Consider the following 16,656-nt stretch of genomic DNA (forward strand, 5'->3'; position numbering starts at 1 on the left):
GGAACGGAAATCTGTGCACAAACCGGTCCGCTGTGGACAACTCGGCTCACTCGAACGATTCCTCGCCGATCACTCGCCGTGCAGACGAAAATCGCCGACCGCAGCGGCTGCGGTCGGCGGGAGTTGCGGTGTGCCAGGCTCAGGAGGCGGCAGCAGTGGTCGTCGACGAGCTGCTGCTCGAAGACGACGAGCTCGACTCCGACGAAGAGCCGTTGCCGTTGGACGAAGAGCCGCCGTCGCTGGACGAAGAGCCGCCGTCGCTGGACGACGAAGAACTGCTCGCCGCAGTGCTCGAAGGCGAGTTCGACGATCGGTTGTCGGTCCGGTAGAAGCCGCTGCCCTTGAACACGATGCCCACCGCGTTGAACAACTTGCGGAGTCGGCCGCTGCACTTCGGGCACTCGGTGAGCGAGTCCTCGCTGAACGACTGCACCGCCTCGAAACGGTGATCACATTCGGTGCAGGCGTACTGGTATGTGGGCACGGCCGCGAACCTCCGACATCTCGTCTTGGCACTCAAACAGCAGGAGTGCTAACTCGATAATGCGTCAGATCGGGTGTCCGGTGCAAACACTGATATGTCACACGGGCAGCGCCACGACCCCGCGCCGCGGGGTCAGCACGCCGGTCATCCGCACATCATGCGGCTCACCAGGCAGCTCGGCCACGAACTCGCCGTCCCGCACGATGCCGATCAGCGCCGCGCCCGGCGCGGCCATCGGCAGCGACCGGTCGTAGTGACCGGCCCCGCGCCCCAGCCGAACGCCCCGGTGATCCACGGCCAGCGCGGGCACCAGCAGTGCCTCGGCCTCCCCGATCGCGGCCGGGCCGAGCCGATCAGCGACCGGTTCCAGCAGGCCGAACCCGGCAGCCCGCAGCGAGTCCGGTCCGGTGTAGGTGGCCCACTCCAGCGGCCCACCGCGAACCACGATCGGCAGCAGCACCCGCAGCCCGGCCGCGCGCAGCGCGTCGAGCATGCCCGGCGACCCCGGCTCGCCGCCGACCGGCACGTACGCCGTGACCGTCCGCACCGGGCGGTCGCTCAGCCACCGCAGCAGCGCCTCCTGCAGCGCGCTGTCCTCAACGGATCGGGTGCTCTCGTCGATTTCGCGGCGCTGCTCCAGCAGCAAGTTGCGCCACTGCGATTTGGTCGTACACGATTCATCCAGTGAGCTCACAGTTCCACTGTAGGTATGCCCGATAGGCTCCCTGGCCATGAGCAGCCCGACGAGCACGCCCAAAGCGTTCCGGACCGCCATCGTGCCCGCCGCCGGTCTGGGAACCCGGTTCCTGCCGACCACCAAGACGGTGCCCAAGGAGTTGCTCCCGGTCGTGGACACTCCAGGGATCGAGCTGGTGGCCGCCGAAGCGGCCGAAGCGGGTGCGCAACGCCTGGTCATCGTGACCTCGCCGGAAAAGCGGGCGGTCGTCGACTACTTCCAGCCGCAGCCCGAGCTCGAGCAGACCCTCGAGGACCGCGGCAAGGACGAACTGCTCGAAAAGGTCCGCCGTGGACCCGCGCTGATCGCGGCGGAGACCGCGGTGCAGGACCGGGCCCTGGGGCTGGGCCACGCGGTGGGCTGCGCGGAACCGAACCTGACCGACGCCGACGATGCGGTCGCGGTGCTGCTGCCCGACGACCTGGTGCTGCCGCGCGGGGTGCTCAAGCGGATGGCCCAGGTGCGCGCCCGCTACGGCGGCAGCGTGCTGTGCGCCTTCGACGTCCCGCGCGAGCAGATCGCCGCCTACGGCGTCTTCGACGTCACCGACACGGATGAGGATGACGTCAAGCAGGTCCGGGGCATGGTCGAGAAGCCAGCACCCGAACAGGCCCCGTCCACCTTCGCGGCGGCCGGGCGCTACTTGCTGGATCGAGCGATCTTCGACGCGCTCAAGCGCATCGAGCCGGGCGCGGGTGGTGAACTCCAGCTCACCGATGCCGTAGCGTTGCTGATCTCCGAAGGGCACCCGGTGCACGTCGTGGTCCATCGCGGTGGGCGACACGACTTGGGAAATCCTGGCGGTTTCCTCAAAGCTGCGGTGGACTTCGCGCTGGAAGATCCCGAGTACGGGCCGGACCTGCGGGACTGGCTCGTCGAGCGGATGAGCAGGAGCTGACGCCGCGCGCCACGCCTGGCCACGGCTCGGGGCACGCGAGAAGAGGTCGACAGCCATGAGGTCAGTGGACGAGCAGCTCGCGCGCGTACTGACGGCCGCCGTCCGGCCCGCGCCGGTCCGGGTGGCGATCTCCGAGGCGCAGGGCTTGCTGTGCGCCGAAGAGGTCGTCGCCGAACAGGCGCTGCCCGGATTCGACCAGGCCGCGGTGGATGGCTACGCGGTGCGCAGCGTCGACGTGCAGACGGCCGTCGACGAGTCGACCGTGCTGCCGGTGGTCGGGGAGATCCAGGTCGGGTCGCGGCAGCCGCGCCGGTTGCAGCCCGGACAGGCGGTGCGGGTGGCCACCGGCGCACCGCTGCCGACGTTGGCCGACGCCGTGGTGCCGCTGGAGTACACCGACGAGCACCCGGCGAAGGTCACGGTGCGGCGTGCGGTGCCATCCGCGGCGTTCGTCCGGCGCACCGGTGAGGACGTGCAGACCGGCGACGTCGCGGTCCGTCGCGGTGCGCCGATCGGCGCGGCGCAGGTCGGGCTGTTGGCGGCGGTGGGTCGCGACAAGGTCCTGGTGCACCCGAGGCCGCGGGTGTCGGTGATCTCAGTGGGCGACGAACTCGTGGACGTCGACCGGACCCCCGGACAGGGCCAGGTCTACGACGTCAACTCCTACGCGCTGGCCGCCGCTGCGCGGGACGCCGGGGCCGAGGTCACCCGCGTCGGCATCGTCAACAGCGACCCGCGACGGCTGCGCGAAGTGGTCGAGGGGCGGCTGCTGCTGTCCGAGATCGTGGTGATCATCGGCGGTGCCGGGGGCGCGGTGGGCAACGAGGTCCGCGCGGCCCTGGCCGATCTCGGGGAGCTGGACGTGACGCGGGTGGCCATGCAACCCGGCTCGGTGCAGGGCTTCGGCCGTCTCGGCCCGGACGAGATCCCGACCTTCGTGCTGCCCAGCAATCCGGTGAGCGCACTGGTGGTCTTCGAGGTGCTGGTCCGACCGCTGATCCGCGCGGCGCTGGGCAAGCTCAACCCGCACCGGCGCACCGTGTCGGCCGAGCTGCTCTCGCCGATCACCTCCACCAAACAGCGGCGCGGTTTCCTGCGCGGCCAGCTGCTGCGCGACCCGAAGAACGGCTCCTACCTGGTACAACCGCTTGGCACCTCGGGCTCGCACCTGCTCGCGTCGCTGGCCGAAGCCAACTGCCTGGTGGTGGTCGACGAGGACACCACCGAGGTCGCGGCGGGCGAGGACGTGCAGGTCCGGTTCCTGTCCCAGCGCGCCTGAGCCGCCGATGCAGCCCACCGACGCTGATGGGTTCGTGATCGGCCGCCACCCCGGCTGGCCGGTGCGGCTCGGGCCGTTGATCACCGCGCGCGGCGCCGTCGCATTGCGCCCACCCCGGCTGCGCGATGCCTCGGCATGGAGTCGGACGCGGCTGCGCGACCGCGTCTACCTGCAAAAATGGGAACCCACCGCAGTTGGCGGCTGGCAGGAACGCAACGCGTTCATGTCCTGGCCCGCGCAGTGGGGCGCGCTGCGCGGCATGGCGCGACGAGGTCAGGCGCTGCCGTTCACCATCACCGTCGACAGCGAGTTCGCCGGGCAGTTGACCATCGGCAACATCGTGCGCGGCGCGCTGCGCTCCGGATGGATCGGTTACTGGGTCGCCGAGCGGCTGGCCGGTGGCGGGGTCGCCACGGCGGCCGTCGCGCTGGCCGTGGACCACTGCTTCGGCCCGGTCGGACTGCACCGCCTGGAGGCCACCGTGCGGCCGGAGAACCAGCCGAGCGTCCGGGTGCTGGAGAAATCCGGATTCCGTCGCGAAGGGCTGTTCCACCGGTACCTGGACGTGGCCGGTGCCTGGCGGGACCACTACGTGTACGCGCTGACCGTCGAGGACCTGCCGGACGGTGCGGTGACCCGGCTGATCCGGGCTGGTGGGGCGAGCCGCCCCTGAGTTGCCGCTTCGATGCCGGTCCTTGATCTATCTGGTATCGAGATTTCGATCACGCGCCGTCACCGCTGAGCAGGACCGGCCCGGTCGAACTTGGGCTGAACAGCGGTGCTGTTGACGGCATTCGGCGGTGCGGAAGCCGACACGCCGGTGTCGATGTTGCCGCCGACTGCTCCGAACGTGCGATTTTCTCTTCGCCGGGGAACCGATGTGACTCGGCGTGGCTCCGAGACAGAAGTTGCTGGTGTGGCTAGCGTGGCGATCGCAGACTTGTGCGCTGCTGGTGGCCAGGGGGAGGTGGCGGGGCATGCCCAGTTCGTTGATCTTCGCTGCGTTGGCAGCGGCATGGCTGGTGGTGCTGGTACCGATGTTCGCCCGCCGCCGCCAGGAAGTGTCCAAGACCACCGATTCCGCGCTAGCCGCACGAGTTGTCCGGCGCGGCAGCGGTCGGCGACCGGCCACGCCCGGAGCCGCAACAACCGACAGGGTGGAGGAGGCGTTCGGGATGCCTGACACCGACCAGGACGACGCAGTCGAAGAACACGAGCTCGACAACTCGTGGCGGCGGGTGCACAGCGACGACGTCCGGGCCGGGCGCCGCTACCGGCCGGGCCGTGGCGGCTTCGACCCGGAAGCCGCCGCCCTGGCGGCGCGCGCCAAGTACGCCCGTCGGCAGCGGATCGTGCTCGTCATGCTGCTCGTGGCGGTGACCACCGCGCTGCTGGCCGGCCTGCTGTGGCCGATGGTGTGGTGGGCGCACGGCGCCATAGACCTGATGCTGGTCGGCTACCTCACGTACCTGCGTCGGCAGGTCCGCATCGAAGAAGACGTCCGCAGCCGTCGGCTGGCGCGGCTGAACGGCGAGTACGACGAAGTCGAGGAGTACGACGAAGTCGACGAGCGGATCGAGGAGTACGACGAAGACGTCGACGACGAGCCCGACGAAACCGACCGGTCCGCCGACCGCCGATCGGACCGACCGGCCGCGCAAGCGGTGCGCGTGGAGATCGACGACGAGGACCCGATGTTCGACGAGCTGGACGAACGCACCTGGGAGCCATACCGGCGAGCCTCCGGCGAATAGTCCGCGAGCACCCAACAGGGGGTGCTGTGAGTGCTGATCCAGAGGCTTGCTAGGCTCTTGCCAGCACTCAACAAGGGGCTGTAGCGCAGTTGGTAGCGCGTCTCGTTCGCATCGAGAAGGTCAGGGGTTCGATTCCCCTCAGCTCCACTGCACGTCAGAGGCCGTCCACAGTAAAGTGGACGGCCTCTTTTGCGGCCGGGATAGCAGCAAAGTACAGCAGCTTCACTGCTCATCGAGGCTCTCACCAAGCCGCTTGAGCGCGTCCCGCGTTTTCTTCGACGACGCCTGCGAGTAGATCTCCATCGTCATCAAGGGCGGCCCCTGCGGGGCCGCCTGCCGCTGTATGCGAGCCAGGGTGGAGCCGCCGACCTTCCTGTATGCGAGCCCGGTCAAGCAGGCGTTGGCCGGCCGGGCGTGCGGCTCGCTGCGCTCACCGGTCCCGGCAGGCCAACGCCTGCGACCGGGCGCAAGCGGAAAGGCTGACGGCCGCACCTGACTGGCCGTAGGCATTTTGGCGTCGCTGGTCGACTGGGCGATCGCTCAAGAAGTGGACGAGGATTCCGACGATCGCGGCGAGGGTCACGATGGACAGGCCGGCGACCGTGGACGTGAGAGCTTTGCCGGTCGGTGGTCGTCCTGCGGTCTGACTCATGTGTGCCAGTCAAAGCGGCACCGTGTTGCCAGCCTGTACGCGGTTTTCGATACGTCGGCGATATCCGCCCGCTCCTACGATTGAGAGCATGCGTGTGCTGGTTGTCGAGGATGAGCCCTACATGGCCGAGGCCATCCGCGATGGACTGCGCCTGGAAGCGATCGCGGCCGACATCGCCGGGGACGGCGCCACCGCTCTGGAGCTGTTGAGCGTCAACGCCTACGACATCGCCGTCCTCGACCGCGACATCCCCGGGCCCTCCGGCGACGAGGTTGCCGAACGCATCGTCGCTTCAGGCAGCGGCATGCCGATCCTGATGCTCACCGCTGCGGACCGGCTGGACGACAAGGCCTCCGGGTTCGAGCTCGGCGCCGATGACTACCTCACCAAGCCGTTCGAGCTGCAAGAACTCGTACTCCGTCTCAGAGCTCTCGACCGCAGGCGTGCGCACAACAGGCCGCCAGTGCGGGAGATCGCCGGCCTGCGGCTGGATCCGTTCCGCCGCGAGGTCTACCGGGACGGCCGGTACGTCGCGCTCACCCGGAAGCAGTTCGCGGTGCTCGAAGTCCTCGTGGCCGCCGAAGGCGGTGTCGTCAGCGCCGAAGAGCTCCTGGAACGGGCTTGGGATGAGAATGCCGACCCGTTCACCAACGCCGTGCGCATCACGGTATCCGCACTGCGCAAGCGGCTCGGCGAACCCTGGCTGATCGCTACGGTGCCTGGCGTCGGCTACCGCATCGACACGGGACCGGACGCCGGGAGCGATGGAGGCGAACGTGGATAGGGCGCCTGGGTTGAGCGTTCGCCTCAAGCTCACCTTCAGCTATGCCGGCTTCCTAATGCTGGCCGGCGCCGTGCTGCTCGGGGCGTTTGCGGTGTTCCTGGACGGCTACCGGGAGAGGGCACAGGACGCTGGCGAGGTTGTGATCGCGCCTTCGGGCACCGCGCTAATGCGTGACTTCGCGCCGGCGGCCGCCAGCGCGACTGCGTTCCTCCTGGTGTTCGGTCTCGCCGGAGGGTGGATTCTCGCTGGGCGGATGCTGGCCCCGCTGACCCGCATCACCGATGCCACGCGCACGGCTGCGAGGGGGTCGCTCTCTCACCGGATCGAGTTGGAGGGGCGCCAGGACGAGTTCCGAGAGCTCGCTGACGCCTTCGACGGCATGCTCGCGCGGCTCGAAGCGCATGTCGCCGAACAGCAGCGCTTCGCAGCCAACGCTTCCCACGAGCTGCGTACTCCACTTGCGATCACGCAGACCCTGCTCGACGTCGCTCGCAACGATCCGAACCGGGAAAGCAGCGAGCTCGATGAACGCCTCCGCGTCGTCAACGCCCGAGCGATCGACCTCACTGAAGCACTGCTGCTGCTCAGCCGCACTGACCAGCGCTCCTTCGCCCGAGATGACGTTGATTTGTCGCTCATCGCGGAAGAAGCCACCGAAACACTCCTCCCACTTGCCGAGAAGCATGGCGTCGTCATTGAAACCTCCGGGGACATCACCCCGACCATCGGGTCCCATGCGCTCCTGCTGCAGTTGACCACGAATCTCCTGCACAACGCGATCGTCCACAACCTGCCCGAATACGGCATCGTTCAGGTCAGCACCGCTGTCGGTTCCGAGGACGCCGTGCTTACGGTCGAGAACACCGGTGACAAGCTCAGCCCGCACGTGGTCTCCACCCTCACCGAGCCGTTCCAGCGCGGCACCGAACGCATCCGCAGCGACCATGTAGGTGCCGGCCTCGGTCTGGCGATCGCCAAGAGCATCACCCAAGCGCACGACGGAACGCTCTCGCTCAGCCCGCGCGCGGACGGCGGGCTCTGCGTCACGGTACGACTACCCGCGACAGCTCGGCAGGTCTCGTAGGAAGCGGGACGAGATTCCAGCTTGGCCGGTGTACCCGCGTCGCTCGTAGAACCTGTGCGCGTCCGGCCGTCGATCATTGCTGGTGACCTCCATCCGAACGCATCCGTGGCTGGCGGCGAAAGACTCGGCGGCCTCGACGAGCCGGGAGCCGACGCCGTATCCGCGTGCTCGGTCGGAGACGACCAGTGCGGTGATTCGGCCCCAGGCACCTTTGCGTTCGAAGAACGGGCAGACATGGACGGCGATGACGCCGAGTGACTCGTCGTCGGTTTCGGCGATGTAGGCCGCACTGGCCGGGTCGTCGAACCAGGCCTGGAGCCGAGCGGCTGTCGCTGCATCCTGGGGATAGCCCAGCTGGCCGAGCAATTCGTTGACGGCTTCGGCGTCAGCGCTGCGCGCTGGTCGTATCCGCATGGTTCACTCCAAGCCTCGTGAGTCGATACTTCGTTGCTCCGCGAGTCGTGTCCAGTCCGCGGACGGTGCCGAGAGCGGTGATCTCGGCCGTGGGCTCCAGACGGCGCAGCGCGTCGGCGAAGTTCATCGAGGGCTCGATGTGCCCTGCCGAGTGGCCGCCGGCGACGACGATGCGCGGTGGAGGCTCGCCTGGCATCACGATGTCCCTCTGATCAAGATTCCTCGGTTCGCGTGAAACCGCTCGAATACCTGCATGGGTAGCGATGCGGAGTCTGAATTGTGTGAGTAGCCCGACGGGTTGTGGAACCGCACGACACCGTCATCGACCGCGTAGATCAGTACGAGGTGGCCTCCACGTTGGGGCTCGTGGGTGTTTGGGTCGCGAATCTCAGGTGATACTGACGCGATCATGACCTGCCCGGGTCGCACCTCTCGGCTGGATACGTGAATGGGCGTGTGCTCGACCAGTTCGCAGTGGAATCCGAACTGTGAGCTGACCCAGGCCATGAACGGCCGGTAGATGAGTCCTTGGACCTTGCCCGAGGGCTCCACCACGTAGCAGCCCCAGTCGAGGGCCAGCGCGAGGAGTTCGCCCATCGGCAGCCGGATGTCGATCCAGCCCTGGAGCAGCGACTGTAGGCACGCTAGACCGCAGACCTTGCGGGACCAGAACAGGTATTCCTCGCTTGAGCGGTATCCGTCGGAGGCCCAGTCGTGCAGTCGCGATGGATCGGCGCCACCCAAGAAGACCTCCAGCCCCGATAGGTCGGTGCGCCGCATGACGACCTCGTCGTTGCGTTCCAAATGTCCCCACTGCGAGATGCAATGGAGACTCCGATCATGTGATGGGAAAGTCGAAGTAGACATCGGGATGGGGCTCGTTTCTTAGCGTGTAGTGCCACCATTCGCTGTCGTACCGATCGAATCCGCAGTCCTCCATGATGGAACGGAGATGCTCACGGTTCTGGGCCTCGGTCGGCGTGATTTCGCTGGCTTGATGACGTGAGATCGGGTCCATGAGGTCGTGGCCGCCACCCATGGGAACAAGCTCACCGGTGGCAAGCTGATAGAGGGTCAGGTCGACGGCGCTGCCCCTGCTGTGGCCCGACTTCGCGGCCACATATCCGTTCTTGAACATCTGGGGCCGGTCGATGTTCGGGTAGTGCCGCAGTTTGGTCCGGCCATCTTCTGGCTGTTCTGACCAGCGGAGGAAGCAGTCGACGGCGCGTTGGGGGCGATACCCGTCCCAGAGAAGCAGCCCGAAGCCGAGGGAAGCTGCCTTCTCGCGTGCTTGCTCCAGGGCCGCGCACAGGGACCGGGTGCCGACGATGCGATTCGCGAGGTAGCCGTCGACGGGTTTGCCGGTGAAGTTGTCCCAGGTGGCGTACTTGGCATCCCAGCGGACGCCCGGCACCCAGTCGTCGATGTAGACGAAGTCGTCGTTCATCGCTTCTTCCCGTGCAGTGTCATCGAGATGAGCCGGTCGATCACGTCGGAGAGCGACAATCCCGCGGCGGCCATCATCCGCGGATAGCGGCTGTAGGACGTCATGCCGGGCATGGTGTTGACCTCGTTGAGCACCACCTGTCCGTCGTCGGTGAGGAACATGTCGACGCGGGCAAGTCCCTTGCAGCCCAGGGCGCGGTAGATGGTCTTGGCGGTCTCTTGGACGAGCTGGCGCGATTCGTCGGAGATGTCGGCGGGAACGATGAACGTCGAGTTCTCCGATCCGGTCTCGGGGGAGTCTTCCTGGTGGATTCTGAAGAATCCGTGTGAGAGGTCGACGCGGTCCACCTCGCCCGTGACCAGGCCGAACAGCTCCCCGAGGACCGCGCAGCCGATCTCGCTGCCTACCACGACCTCCTCGATCAGGACCTTCGAGTCGTACTGTCGCGCCGTGCTCAGCGCGTCCGGCAACTCGTTTTCCCGGGTGACCTTGCTGATGCCGAACGAGGAGCCCGAACGGGCCGGCTTCACGAAGACGGGATAGGGGAGACGGTCGGGGTCGACCTTGTCGTTCTCCGCAACGACCCAGAAGCTCGGGGTGGCAATTCCTGCGCTCTTGGTGACGGTGTAGGCAAGGGACTTGTCCATGCACACGGCCGAGCTCTGGATGTCGCAGCCGACGTAGGGGATGCCGGAGAGCTCCAACAAGCCTTGGATCGCGCCGTCTTCGCCGAGCTTGCCGTGCAGCACGGGGAAGACGAGGTCGAGACGCACCGTCTCATAGCCGTCCTGCCCGATGACCAGCAGGCCGTGCACGCTTCGGTCAGGTGACAGCGTGACTGAACGGGCACTGCCGTTCTCCCAGTCCGCGGCGGGGCCGTCGCACAGTTTCCAATCGCCGTCGGCCGTGATGCCGATCCAGAACGGCTCGTACTTCTCGGTGTCGAGGTTCCTCGCGACCTCGCGCGCTGACTTGATGGAGACGGGATGTTCCTCGGAGGCGCCTCCGAAGATGACTCCGACCTTCAATCTTGTCATGCTGTTTTCCCACTCTCGAAGCTCAGGCAGTTGATGAGACTGTTCTCGACGATGTCTTTCAGGGCGTGGTCGGTGTCATAGGCGGAGTGCGGACTGATCAGCACATTCGGCAGGCGCTGCAGTCGTAACAGGGCCTCGTTCTCGACATGCCTGTTTCGGCAGTCGGCGTAGAAGATGCCTTCCTCGCCTTCGAGGACATCCAGCGCTGCACCGCCCAACCTGCCGCTCTCCAGTGCGGCGAGGAGGGCCTCGGTATCGAGCAGCGGTCCGCGACCTGTGTTGACGATGTACGCGCCGGGCTTCATCTGCTCGATGCGATGGCGATCGAGGAGATGGTGGGTGTCCGCGGTGAGCGGGGTGTGGAGCGTCACGATGTCGCTCTGTTCGATCAGTTCGTCGAACGGCACGTGGTCGGTTGAGACGTGAGATCGGTTGTCGTGGGTCAGCACGCGGCAGCCGAAGCCTCGCAGCCGGTCGATGACCGCTGTGCCGATGCGGCCTGTTCCGATCACCCCGATGGTCAGGTCGCGCAGTTCCTTGCCGCGCGTGTCGCTGAGTCGGTAATCATGAGAGTCTGTGCGGCGGATGGTGGATTTGGCGTGGCGAACGGCCATCAGCATCAGCATGAGTGTGTAGTCGGCCACGCTGTCGGATGAGTAGACGACGTTGCCGACCGAGATGCCGACGCGTCCGGCGTATTTCAGGTCGATGTGGTTGTAGCCGATGCTTCTGGTGGAGATGTATTCCACACCGGCTTTGCTGAGCGCCAAGAGCGTCGGGTTGGTGATCGGAGTCTTATGATTCACGCTGATGCATCGGTTGCCACGAGCGAGTTCAGCGTTGGTTTCACCCAAGGGTGCCTCGGTGATGATTAGCGATACTCCGAGGCGGGTTCCCATCTCGCGGAACAAGGCGGCTTCGTCTTGGCCGCATCCGAAGACCGTGAGTCCTGTCGTTGGAACGGCCGAGGGGGACGGCTCGGCCATCGCGCGGGCGCGACGGTCCGCGATCGCTCCGCTGTAGATCAACCCCAGTTCGCTGTAGGCCATGCCTCAAGTCAAGACAGCGCGGTGTTGCCAGCGCGTATGCGATTTTCGATATGCGGACGATATGCCGCTCAGGCTGCCGAGTTACGTGAGCGCAGCGGCGATCTCGTCGAGGCGCGCCGCGTGGGAGGCCTTGACGAGCACTACGTCGCCGGCGACGAGATGCTCGCGCAGCCAGTCGACGGTCGCCTTGTTGTCGGCCAGCGACACCGCCCGCTCTCCCGCGCCGTCGGCGATCGCCCGGGCGGCGTCGCCGACCGCGACCACCACGTCGGCGCGAGCGGGGGCGTACTCCCGACGCACGGTGTTCGGCCTCGCCGCGGTTGGAGAGCTCGTCGGCGAGGGTGTCGAGGGTGTAGTTGTCGGTGGCGAAGAGTTCGAATCCGAGTTGGACGAAGGGTGCGCGTTCGGGGTCGAGGATGATGGTGCGGATCTCGCGGCTGTCGGCGAAGTCGCGGCCGTGTCGGTAGGAGACGTAGGCGGAGCCGGCAGCGACAAGCCCGGTACACCCGACACATCCCCATGCTGATCGGATCAGGTCGTCGGCTGGCGTGGAAGGCCGACCTTGACCAGTGACTCGACCAGTTTCTCGACGTAGTCGTGCACGTCGCCGAGCGGCCAGACCGACTCCACTGTGGACGTGAGTGCCAGCCGGCCGTGCACTGATGCCCAGATGAACATCGCGGCCTGTTCGGGGGACTGGCTCAGTTCGATGTCCTGTTCGCGCAGCCGGGCCACTGCGGTTCGCCATCGCTCGGCGAGTTCGGCGGCCATGTGCGGTTCGGTGGGGGAGGCGGTGAAGCGCATGAAGTCCGTCTTGAACATGATCCGGTAGTAGCCCTTGTTCTCGTGGGCGAACCGGCAGTAGGCCTGGGCCTGGGCGATCAGTCGCTGGCTGGGCGGCCCCGCGGCGGCCCACTCGTCGGCGGCGTCCATGGCCGTGATCAGCTTGTCGAAGCCGTCGGCCTCGACGGCGCGGCCTAGTTCCTCCTTGTCGGCGAAGTGCCGGTACAGGGCGGGCGCGGTGACGCCCGCCTCGCGGGCGACCTCGCGCAGTGACAGGGGCAGCGGGCGCATCCGCTCGTCGTCGCCGACCAGGCGGACCAGCGCGGTGATCACCTCTTCGCGCAGGCGGTCGCCCTGGCCTCGCGGGTTTCGCTCGCGCGGCGCCCGCGCGGTGCCCGAATCTTCCATTGAGGACGAATCGTCTGCACGCATGTCCCCAGCCTGCCATGTCAGGGTGCTGTCCACGGTGTTCGGCCCTGGTCAGGAGGTGGAGTCGTCGCCGAGTGACCGCATCGCCACCAGGCGTGCCGCGGAGGCTGCGGGGAATCCGGCGTAGGCGGTGGCGTGGTAGACGACCTCTTCCAGCTCGGCACTGGTCAAGCCGTTGCGCAACGCGATGGGGAAGTGGAACGCCAGTTCTTCGTTCGCCCGCAGAGCGATCAGGATGCCCAGTGTGACCAGGCTGCGGCTGCGCCGGTCCAGGCCGGGGCGGGTCCAGAGTCTGCCGAAGACGTTCTGCAGGCTCAGCTCGGCCAGTTCGCCGGCGAAGCCGTCCATGTGCAGTTCGTCCCCGGTCTGGCCGTCGAGCATCTCGGGCAGCATCTCGCGCAGCAGGTCGAGGCCGTCGTCGCGGTCGGTGCTCATCCGATCCTCCGATGTGGGGTGGGTCATGTTTCCTCTCTATCAGTAAACGAATGTATATTAACGACTGTTCACTTATCCACTCGTGAGAGATCGGAGTTGGCCGTGGAGATCACCCTCGAAGAAGACAAGTGCTGTGGAGCCGGTCAATGCGTGCTGGCTGCGCCGGAGGTGTTCGACCAGCGCGACGAGGACGGCGTGGTGGTCCTGCTGGACGCCGCGCCGCCTGCCGAGCAGCACGAGAACGTCCGCGACCGGCGCAGTGCCAGCGCGCGAGCGGCGGTTCACCGCGCTGTTCGGGCGCGACGGCCGCGTCACCGCGGCGCTCGGCATCGACATGGTCCGCCCGCTGCGCGCGCTGCGAAAACTGGTCGCCGACCGAACCGACTGGGACACCGCGGTCGCGGCCTGACTCACTTCCCTCCGCGAAACAGGAGAATTGACATGACGACCGCCGAAGAGCACGTCGCGGCTCCCGAATTCCCGCTGAACCGGGGCTGCCCGTTCGCCCCGCCCGAGAAGGCCACCGAGTTCCGCGAAGCCGGTGCCCCGCAACGGGTTCGGATCTGGAACGGCAACACGCCCTGGCTGATCACCCGGCACGACCAGACCCGGCAGGTGCTCTCGGCCACCGACCGCTTCGCCGCCGACGTCACCCTTCCGGGATTCCCCAACACCAGCGACGCCCAGCCGTTCGTCGAGGGCGGCATCTTCTTCCGCAAGGACGGCGACGAGCACCTGCCGGTGCGCCGGATTCTCAACCCCGACTTCACCGCCAAGCGCTCCGAGGCACTGCGCCCTCGGATGGCCGAGCTCACCGACCGGCTCATCGACGACCTGCTGACCATGCCGCGCCCGGTGGACCTCATCGAGCACTTCGCGCTGGCGCTGCCGACGGTGGTGATCTGCGAGGTGCTCGGCGTGCCCTACGAGGAGCGCCACGCGGTGCACGAGTCCTCGAAGAAGATCGTGCAGCTCGATCTGCCGCAGGCCGAGAAGAAGGCCGCGCACGAGGCCATGTTCGCCACCATCGGCGAGCACATGCAGCGCAAGCGCGCCGAGCCGGACAACGCGCTGCTGTCGCGACTGGTCAACACCCATGTCGATGAGCGCGGAGAGCTCACCTTCGAGCAGGCCGTTGGCCTGGGCGTGCTGGTCATCGGCGCCGGGCACGAGACCACTGCGAACATGATCGGCCTGGGCGTCCTGGCGCTGATCCGCGAGCCCGACCAGCGCGAGATCCTGCTGTCGGACCCGGCCAAGTACGCGCCGAGCTGCGTCGAGGAGATGATGCGCTACTGGAGCATGGTGCAGACCGAGCCGCGTCGGGTCTGCGTGCAGGACACCGAGGTCGGTGGCGTGCTCATCAAGGCAGGCGAGGGCATCATCTGCAACCTGCCCGCCGCCAACCGCGATCCCGAGGTCTTCGCCGAGCCCGAGCAGCTGGACATCACCCGCGTCGAACGCAAGCACATCGGCTTCGGCTTCGGCGTGCACCAGTGCCTCGGGCAGAACCTCTCCCGGGTCGAGATGCAGGTCGCGTGGCCGCGGCTGTTCCAGCGCATCCCGGACCTGCGGCTGGCCGTCGACGAGAGCGAACTGCACTTCCACAACAAGGCCCTGACCTACGGTCTCGAAGAACTGCCGGTCACCTGGTGAGCACGGAGGGACGAGGATGACGGGCAAGCTCGAAGGCCGGACCGTGGTGGTCGTCGGCGGAGGCCAGACCCCCAGCACCACAACCGGAAACGGACGTGCGGTCGCGCTGACCTTCGCTCAGCAGGGCGCGAAGGTACTGGTCGTGGACCGGGATGTCTACTCCGCGCAGGAGACCGCTGATCTGGTGGCGGAGCAGGGTGGCATCGCGGTGGCGCACAAGGCGGACGTCACCGTCGAAGCGGAGTGCGCAAGCATCCGCGACGCCGCGCTGGAGGCTTTCGGCGCGGTCGACGTGCTGCACAACAACGTGGGCATCGTGCCAGCCGGGCCCACCGAATCCCTGCCGTCGGAGAAGTGGCGGCAGGGATTCGACGTCAACCTCACCGGGATGTGGCTGACCTGCAAGTACGTGCTGCCGCACATGCGAGAACGCGGACGGGGTGCGGTGGTCAACATCTCCTCGATGGCGGGGCTGCTCGCCGGGGGAGAGGCCATCGCCTACACCACGTCCAAGGCCGCGGTGCACGCGATGACCCGCAGCCTGGCCCTGGAGTACGCCCCGCACGGCGTGCGGATCAACTGCGTGGCGCCGGGCATGATGGACACCCCGATGGGCGTGGACTCGGTCGCCAGGGCCAGCGGGACCGATCGGGACGAGGTCGCCGCGCGCCGCGCCGCGATGGTCCCGATGGGGCACCAGGGCGACAGCTGGGACGTCGCCAACGCGGCGCTGTTCCTGGCCTCGGACGACTCGGCGTTCATCACCGGCGTCGTACTGCCCGTCGACGGCGGTTTCACCCTCCGCGCCGGCACGCCCTGATGCGTAGGTCCGCCGAGGATCGTCTGTGGTGAGAGAGGTGTTGACCGATCGGTCCGACGACCGGTCAGTCAACACCTGATCCGCGGAACGACTAACGGGTCTCGGCGTCGTCGAGGACGGTTTCGGCGATGAATCTGTCGACCTCGTTGGTGGGCGGCGTGGTGGCGTCGGTTGTCCGCTCGGTCGCGACGAGGACGTCGAGCAGACCGTCCGCCAGTCCGGTCACCAGGGGCGGTGGGGCGTCGATGGCGAGGCTGTGCTGGATGGAGGCCAGCCCGTGCAAGCTGGTCCAGAGTGTGTGCGCGGCCTGGTGCAGGGGCAGGGCGAGCGGATAGCCCTCCTCGGCGCAGCGGGCGAGGGCGCGGCGAAATCCGCGTGAGACGAGCCGGGACGGGTGCTGGCCCATGCGGTCGGGTTCCACCGTCGGCTGGCGCACCTCGTACATGAGCCGGTAGTGCCCGGGGTTCTCTTGGGCGAACCGGCAGTAGGCGTGCACCTGGGCCCGCAGCCGTTCGCGGGGCCCGCCGTCGGCGGCATCCCGGTCCGCGCGGTCCATCTCCTCCGCGAGCTGCTCGTACTTGTCGGTCAGTGCCGCCCACACCAGCTCGGCCTTGTCGGCGAAGTGCAGGTAGATGCTCGGTGCGGCAACGCCGACTTCCTTGGCCACGGCGCGCATGGTGAGCTTCTCGTCGCTACCCCATTCGTTGAGCAGGCGGTTGACGGCGTCGAGCACCTCGGCGCGGAGTTGGTCGCCCTGACCTCGTCGGCTGCGTTTCCGGCCGGCTCCGTCTGCAGGCACGTTTTCCCACCATCCATGCTCGTCGTCTTGACCTGCCCACGATAAGCCGTCGATGGCGCTCGGGCGGGGTTCCTCGGGCCGTGTCCAGTGTGGATCACGGACCGAGGAACCAGCCG

The 16,656-nt window shown here is 67.3% G+C and carries 20 protein-coding genes, 1 tRNA gene and 2 pseudogenes; 10 read left to right on the forward strand and 13 right to left on the reverse strand.

What is annotated here, in order from left to right; genetic code table 11:
- Positions 1-139: 139 nt before the first annotated feature.
- Complete coding sequence (locus tag MOQ72_RS28105; protein WP_242188719.1) at positions 140-484, reverse strand: FmdB family zinc ribbon protein; 345 nt, start codon at positions 482-484, stop codon at positions 140-142.
- Between the two features lie 97 nt (positions 485-581).
- Positions 582-1,178: a 5-formyltetrahydrofolate cyclo-ligase gene (locus tag MOQ72_RS28110; RefSeq protein ID WP_242188720.1), complete on the reverse strand. Its 597-nt coding sequence runs from the start codon at positions 1,176-1,178 to the stop codon at positions 582-584.
- Between the two features lie 37 nt (positions 1,179-1,215).
- Here MOQ72_RS28110 and MOQ72_RS28115 point away from each other — a divergent pair, with 37 nt between their 5' ends.
- The 5 genes from MOQ72_RS28115 (at position 1,216) to MOQ72_RS28135 (ending at position 5,298) form a co-directional block, all read left to right on the forward strand.
- Positions 1,216-2,118, forward strand: coding sequence for a UTP--glucose-1-phosphate uridylyltransferase (locus MOQ72_RS28115; protein ID WP_242188721.1), 903 nt, complete (start codon positions 1,216-1,218; stop codon positions 2,116-2,118).
- Between the two features lie 55 nt (positions 2,119-2,173).
- The gene (glp, locus tag MOQ72_RS28120; RefSeq protein ID WP_242188722.1) at positions 2,174-3,397 is read left to right on the forward strand and encodes a molybdotransferase-like divisome protein Glp; all 1,224 of its coding nucleotides are present in this window, start codon (positions 2,174-2,176) and stop codon (positions 3,395-3,397) included.
- Positions 3,398-3,404: 7 nt separating this feature from the next.
- Positions 3,405-4,070 carry a GNAT family N-acetyltransferase gene (locus MOQ72_RS28125; protein ID WP_242188723.1) on the forward strand — a complete coding sequence of 222 codons (666 nt, stop codon included), beginning with the start codon at positions 3,405-3,407 and terminating at the stop codon, positions 4,068-4,070.
- A gap of 304 nt (positions 4,071-4,374) precedes the next feature.
- The gene (sepX, locus tag MOQ72_RS28130) at positions 4,375-5,151 is read left to right on the forward strand and encodes a divisome protein SepX/GlpR (RefSeq protein ID WP_242188724.1); all 777 of its coding nucleotides are present in this window, start codon (positions 4,375-4,377) and stop codon (positions 5,149-5,151) included.
- Between the two features lie 74 nt (positions 5,152-5,225).
- A tRNA-Ala gene (locus MOQ72_RS28135) sits at positions 5,226-5,298 on the forward strand.
- Positions 5,299-5,581: 283 nt separating this feature from the next.
- Here the strand turns inward: MOQ72_RS28135 and MOQ72_RS28140 are convergent.
- Complete coding sequence (locus MOQ72_RS28140) at positions 5,582-5,803, reverse strand: hypothetical protein (RefSeq protein WP_242188725.1); 222 nt, start codon at positions 5,801-5,803, stop codon at positions 5,582-5,584.
- An 88-nt stretch (positions 5,804-5,891) separates the two neighbouring features.
- On the opposite strand from MOQ72_RS28140, the gene MOQ72_RS28145 reads away from it, so the two are divergent.
- Positions 5,892-6,587: a response regulator transcription factor gene (locus tag MOQ72_RS28145; protein ID WP_242188745.1), complete on the forward strand. Its 696-nt coding sequence runs from the start codon at positions 5,892-5,894 to the stop codon at positions 6,585-6,587.
- On the forward strand, positions 6,580-7,671 hold the full coding sequence (locus MOQ72_RS28150; RefSeq protein WP_242188798.1) for a sensor histidine kinase: 1,092 nt from the start codon (positions 6,580-6,582) through the stop codon (positions 7,669-7,671). Before MOQ72_RS28145 ends, MOQ72_RS28150 begins: the two co-directional genes overlap by 8 nt.
- Here the strand turns inward: MOQ72_RS28150 and MOQ72_RS28155 are convergent.
- The 9 genes and pseudogenes from MOQ72_RS28155 to MOQ72_RS28195 form a co-directional block, all read right to left on the reverse strand.
- Positions 7,642-8,085: a GNAT family N-acetyltransferase gene (locus tag MOQ72_RS28155; RefSeq protein ID WP_242188746.1), complete on the reverse strand. Its 444-nt coding sequence runs from the start codon at positions 8,083-8,085 to the stop codon at positions 7,642-7,644. The genes MOQ72_RS28150 and MOQ72_RS28155 overlap by 30 nt on opposite strands.
- A gap of 46 nt (positions 8,086-8,131) precedes the next feature.
- Positions 8,132-8,281, reverse strand: a pseudogene (locus MOQ72_RS28160) (UDP-N-acetylglucosamine--N-acetylmuramyl-(pentapeptide) pyrophosphoryl-undecaprenol N-acetylglucosamine transferase); the annotation flags it as partial.
- Positions 8,281-8,865, reverse strand: coding sequence for a hypothetical protein (locus tag MOQ72_RS28165; RefSeq protein WP_242188747.1), 585 nt, complete (start codon positions 8,863-8,865; stop codon positions 8,281-8,283). The pseudogene MOQ72_RS28160 and the gene MOQ72_RS28165, both read right to left, overlap by 1 nt.
- Positions 8,866-8,923: 58 nt before the next feature.
- Positions 8,924-9,532 (reverse strand): D-Ala-D-Ala dipeptidase VanX, encoded by a 609-nt coding sequence (vanX, locus tag MOQ72_RS28170; RefSeq protein WP_242188748.1) that lies wholly within the window; start codon positions 9,530-9,532, stop codon positions 8,924-8,926.
- Positions 9,529-10,569, reverse strand: coding sequence for a D-alanine--(R)-lactate ligase (gene vanA / locus MOQ72_RS28175; RefSeq protein ID WP_242188749.1), 1,041 nt, complete (start codon positions 10,567-10,569; stop codon positions 9,529-9,531). The genes vanX and vanA overlap by 4 nt, the downstream gene beginning before the upstream one ends.
- A complete protein-coding gene (locus MOQ72_RS28180) occupies positions 10,566-11,555 on the reverse strand; it encodes a D-isomer specific 2-hydroxyacid dehydrogenase family protein (RefSeq protein WP_242188799.1) in 990 nt (329 codons plus the stop codon). The genes vanA and MOQ72_RS28180 overlap by 4 nt, the downstream gene beginning before the upstream one ends.
- A 144-nt stretch (positions 11,556-11,699) precedes the next feature.
- Positions 11,700-11,918, reverse strand: coding sequence for a hypothetical protein (locus MOQ72_RS28185; protein WP_242188750.1), 219 nt, complete (start codon positions 11,916-11,918; stop codon positions 11,700-11,702).
- Positions 11,919-12,149: 231 nt separating this feature from the next.
- On the reverse strand, positions 12,150-12,833 hold the full coding sequence (locus MOQ72_RS28190; RefSeq protein WP_242188751.1) for a TetR/AcrR family transcriptional regulator: 684 nt from the start codon (positions 12,831-12,833) through the stop codon (positions 12,150-12,152).
- A 48-nt stretch (positions 12,834-12,881) separates the two neighbouring features.
- The gene (locus tag MOQ72_RS28195; protein ID WP_242188752.1) at positions 12,882-13,265 is read right to left on the reverse strand and encodes a carboxymuconolactone decarboxylase family protein; all 384 of its coding nucleotides are present in this window, start codon (positions 13,263-13,265) and stop codon (positions 12,882-12,884) included.
- Positions 13,266-13,433: 168 nt separating this feature from the next.
- Here MOQ72_RS28195 and MOQ72_RS45730 point away from each other — a divergent pair.
- From MOQ72_RS45730 to MOQ72_RS28210, 3 genes and pseudogenes are all read left to right on the forward strand, one after another.
- Positions 13,434-13,490 (forward strand): annotated as a pseudogene (locus MOQ72_RS45730) (ferredoxin); the annotation flags it as partial.
- A gap of 216 nt (positions 13,491-13,706) precedes the next feature.
- Positions 13,707-14,921: a cytochrome P450 gene (locus MOQ72_RS28205; RefSeq protein ID WP_242188754.1), complete on the forward strand. Its 1,215-nt coding sequence runs from the start codon at positions 13,707-13,709 to the stop codon at positions 14,919-14,921.
- A 16-nt stretch (positions 14,922-14,937) separates the two neighbouring features.
- Positions 14,938-15,741, forward strand: coding sequence for an SDR family NAD(P)-dependent oxidoreductase (locus MOQ72_RS28210; RefSeq protein ID WP_242188755.1), 804 nt, complete (start codon positions 14,938-14,940; stop codon positions 15,739-15,741).
- 91 nt (positions 15,742-15,832) lie between these two features.
- On the opposite strand, the gene MOQ72_RS28215 is transcribed toward MOQ72_RS28210, so the two are convergent.
- Positions 15,833-16,540: a TetR/AcrR family transcriptional regulator gene (locus MOQ72_RS28215; protein WP_242188756.1), complete on the reverse strand. Its 708-nt coding sequence runs from the start codon at positions 16,538-16,540 to the stop codon at positions 15,833-15,835.
- Positions 16,541-16,656: the final 116 nt, after the last annotated feature.

This window comes from Saccharopolyspora soli, from assembly GCF_022678645.1.
GTDB lineage: Bacteria > Actinomycetota > Actinomycetes > Mycobacteriales > Pseudonocardiaceae > Saccharopolyspora > Saccharopolyspora soli.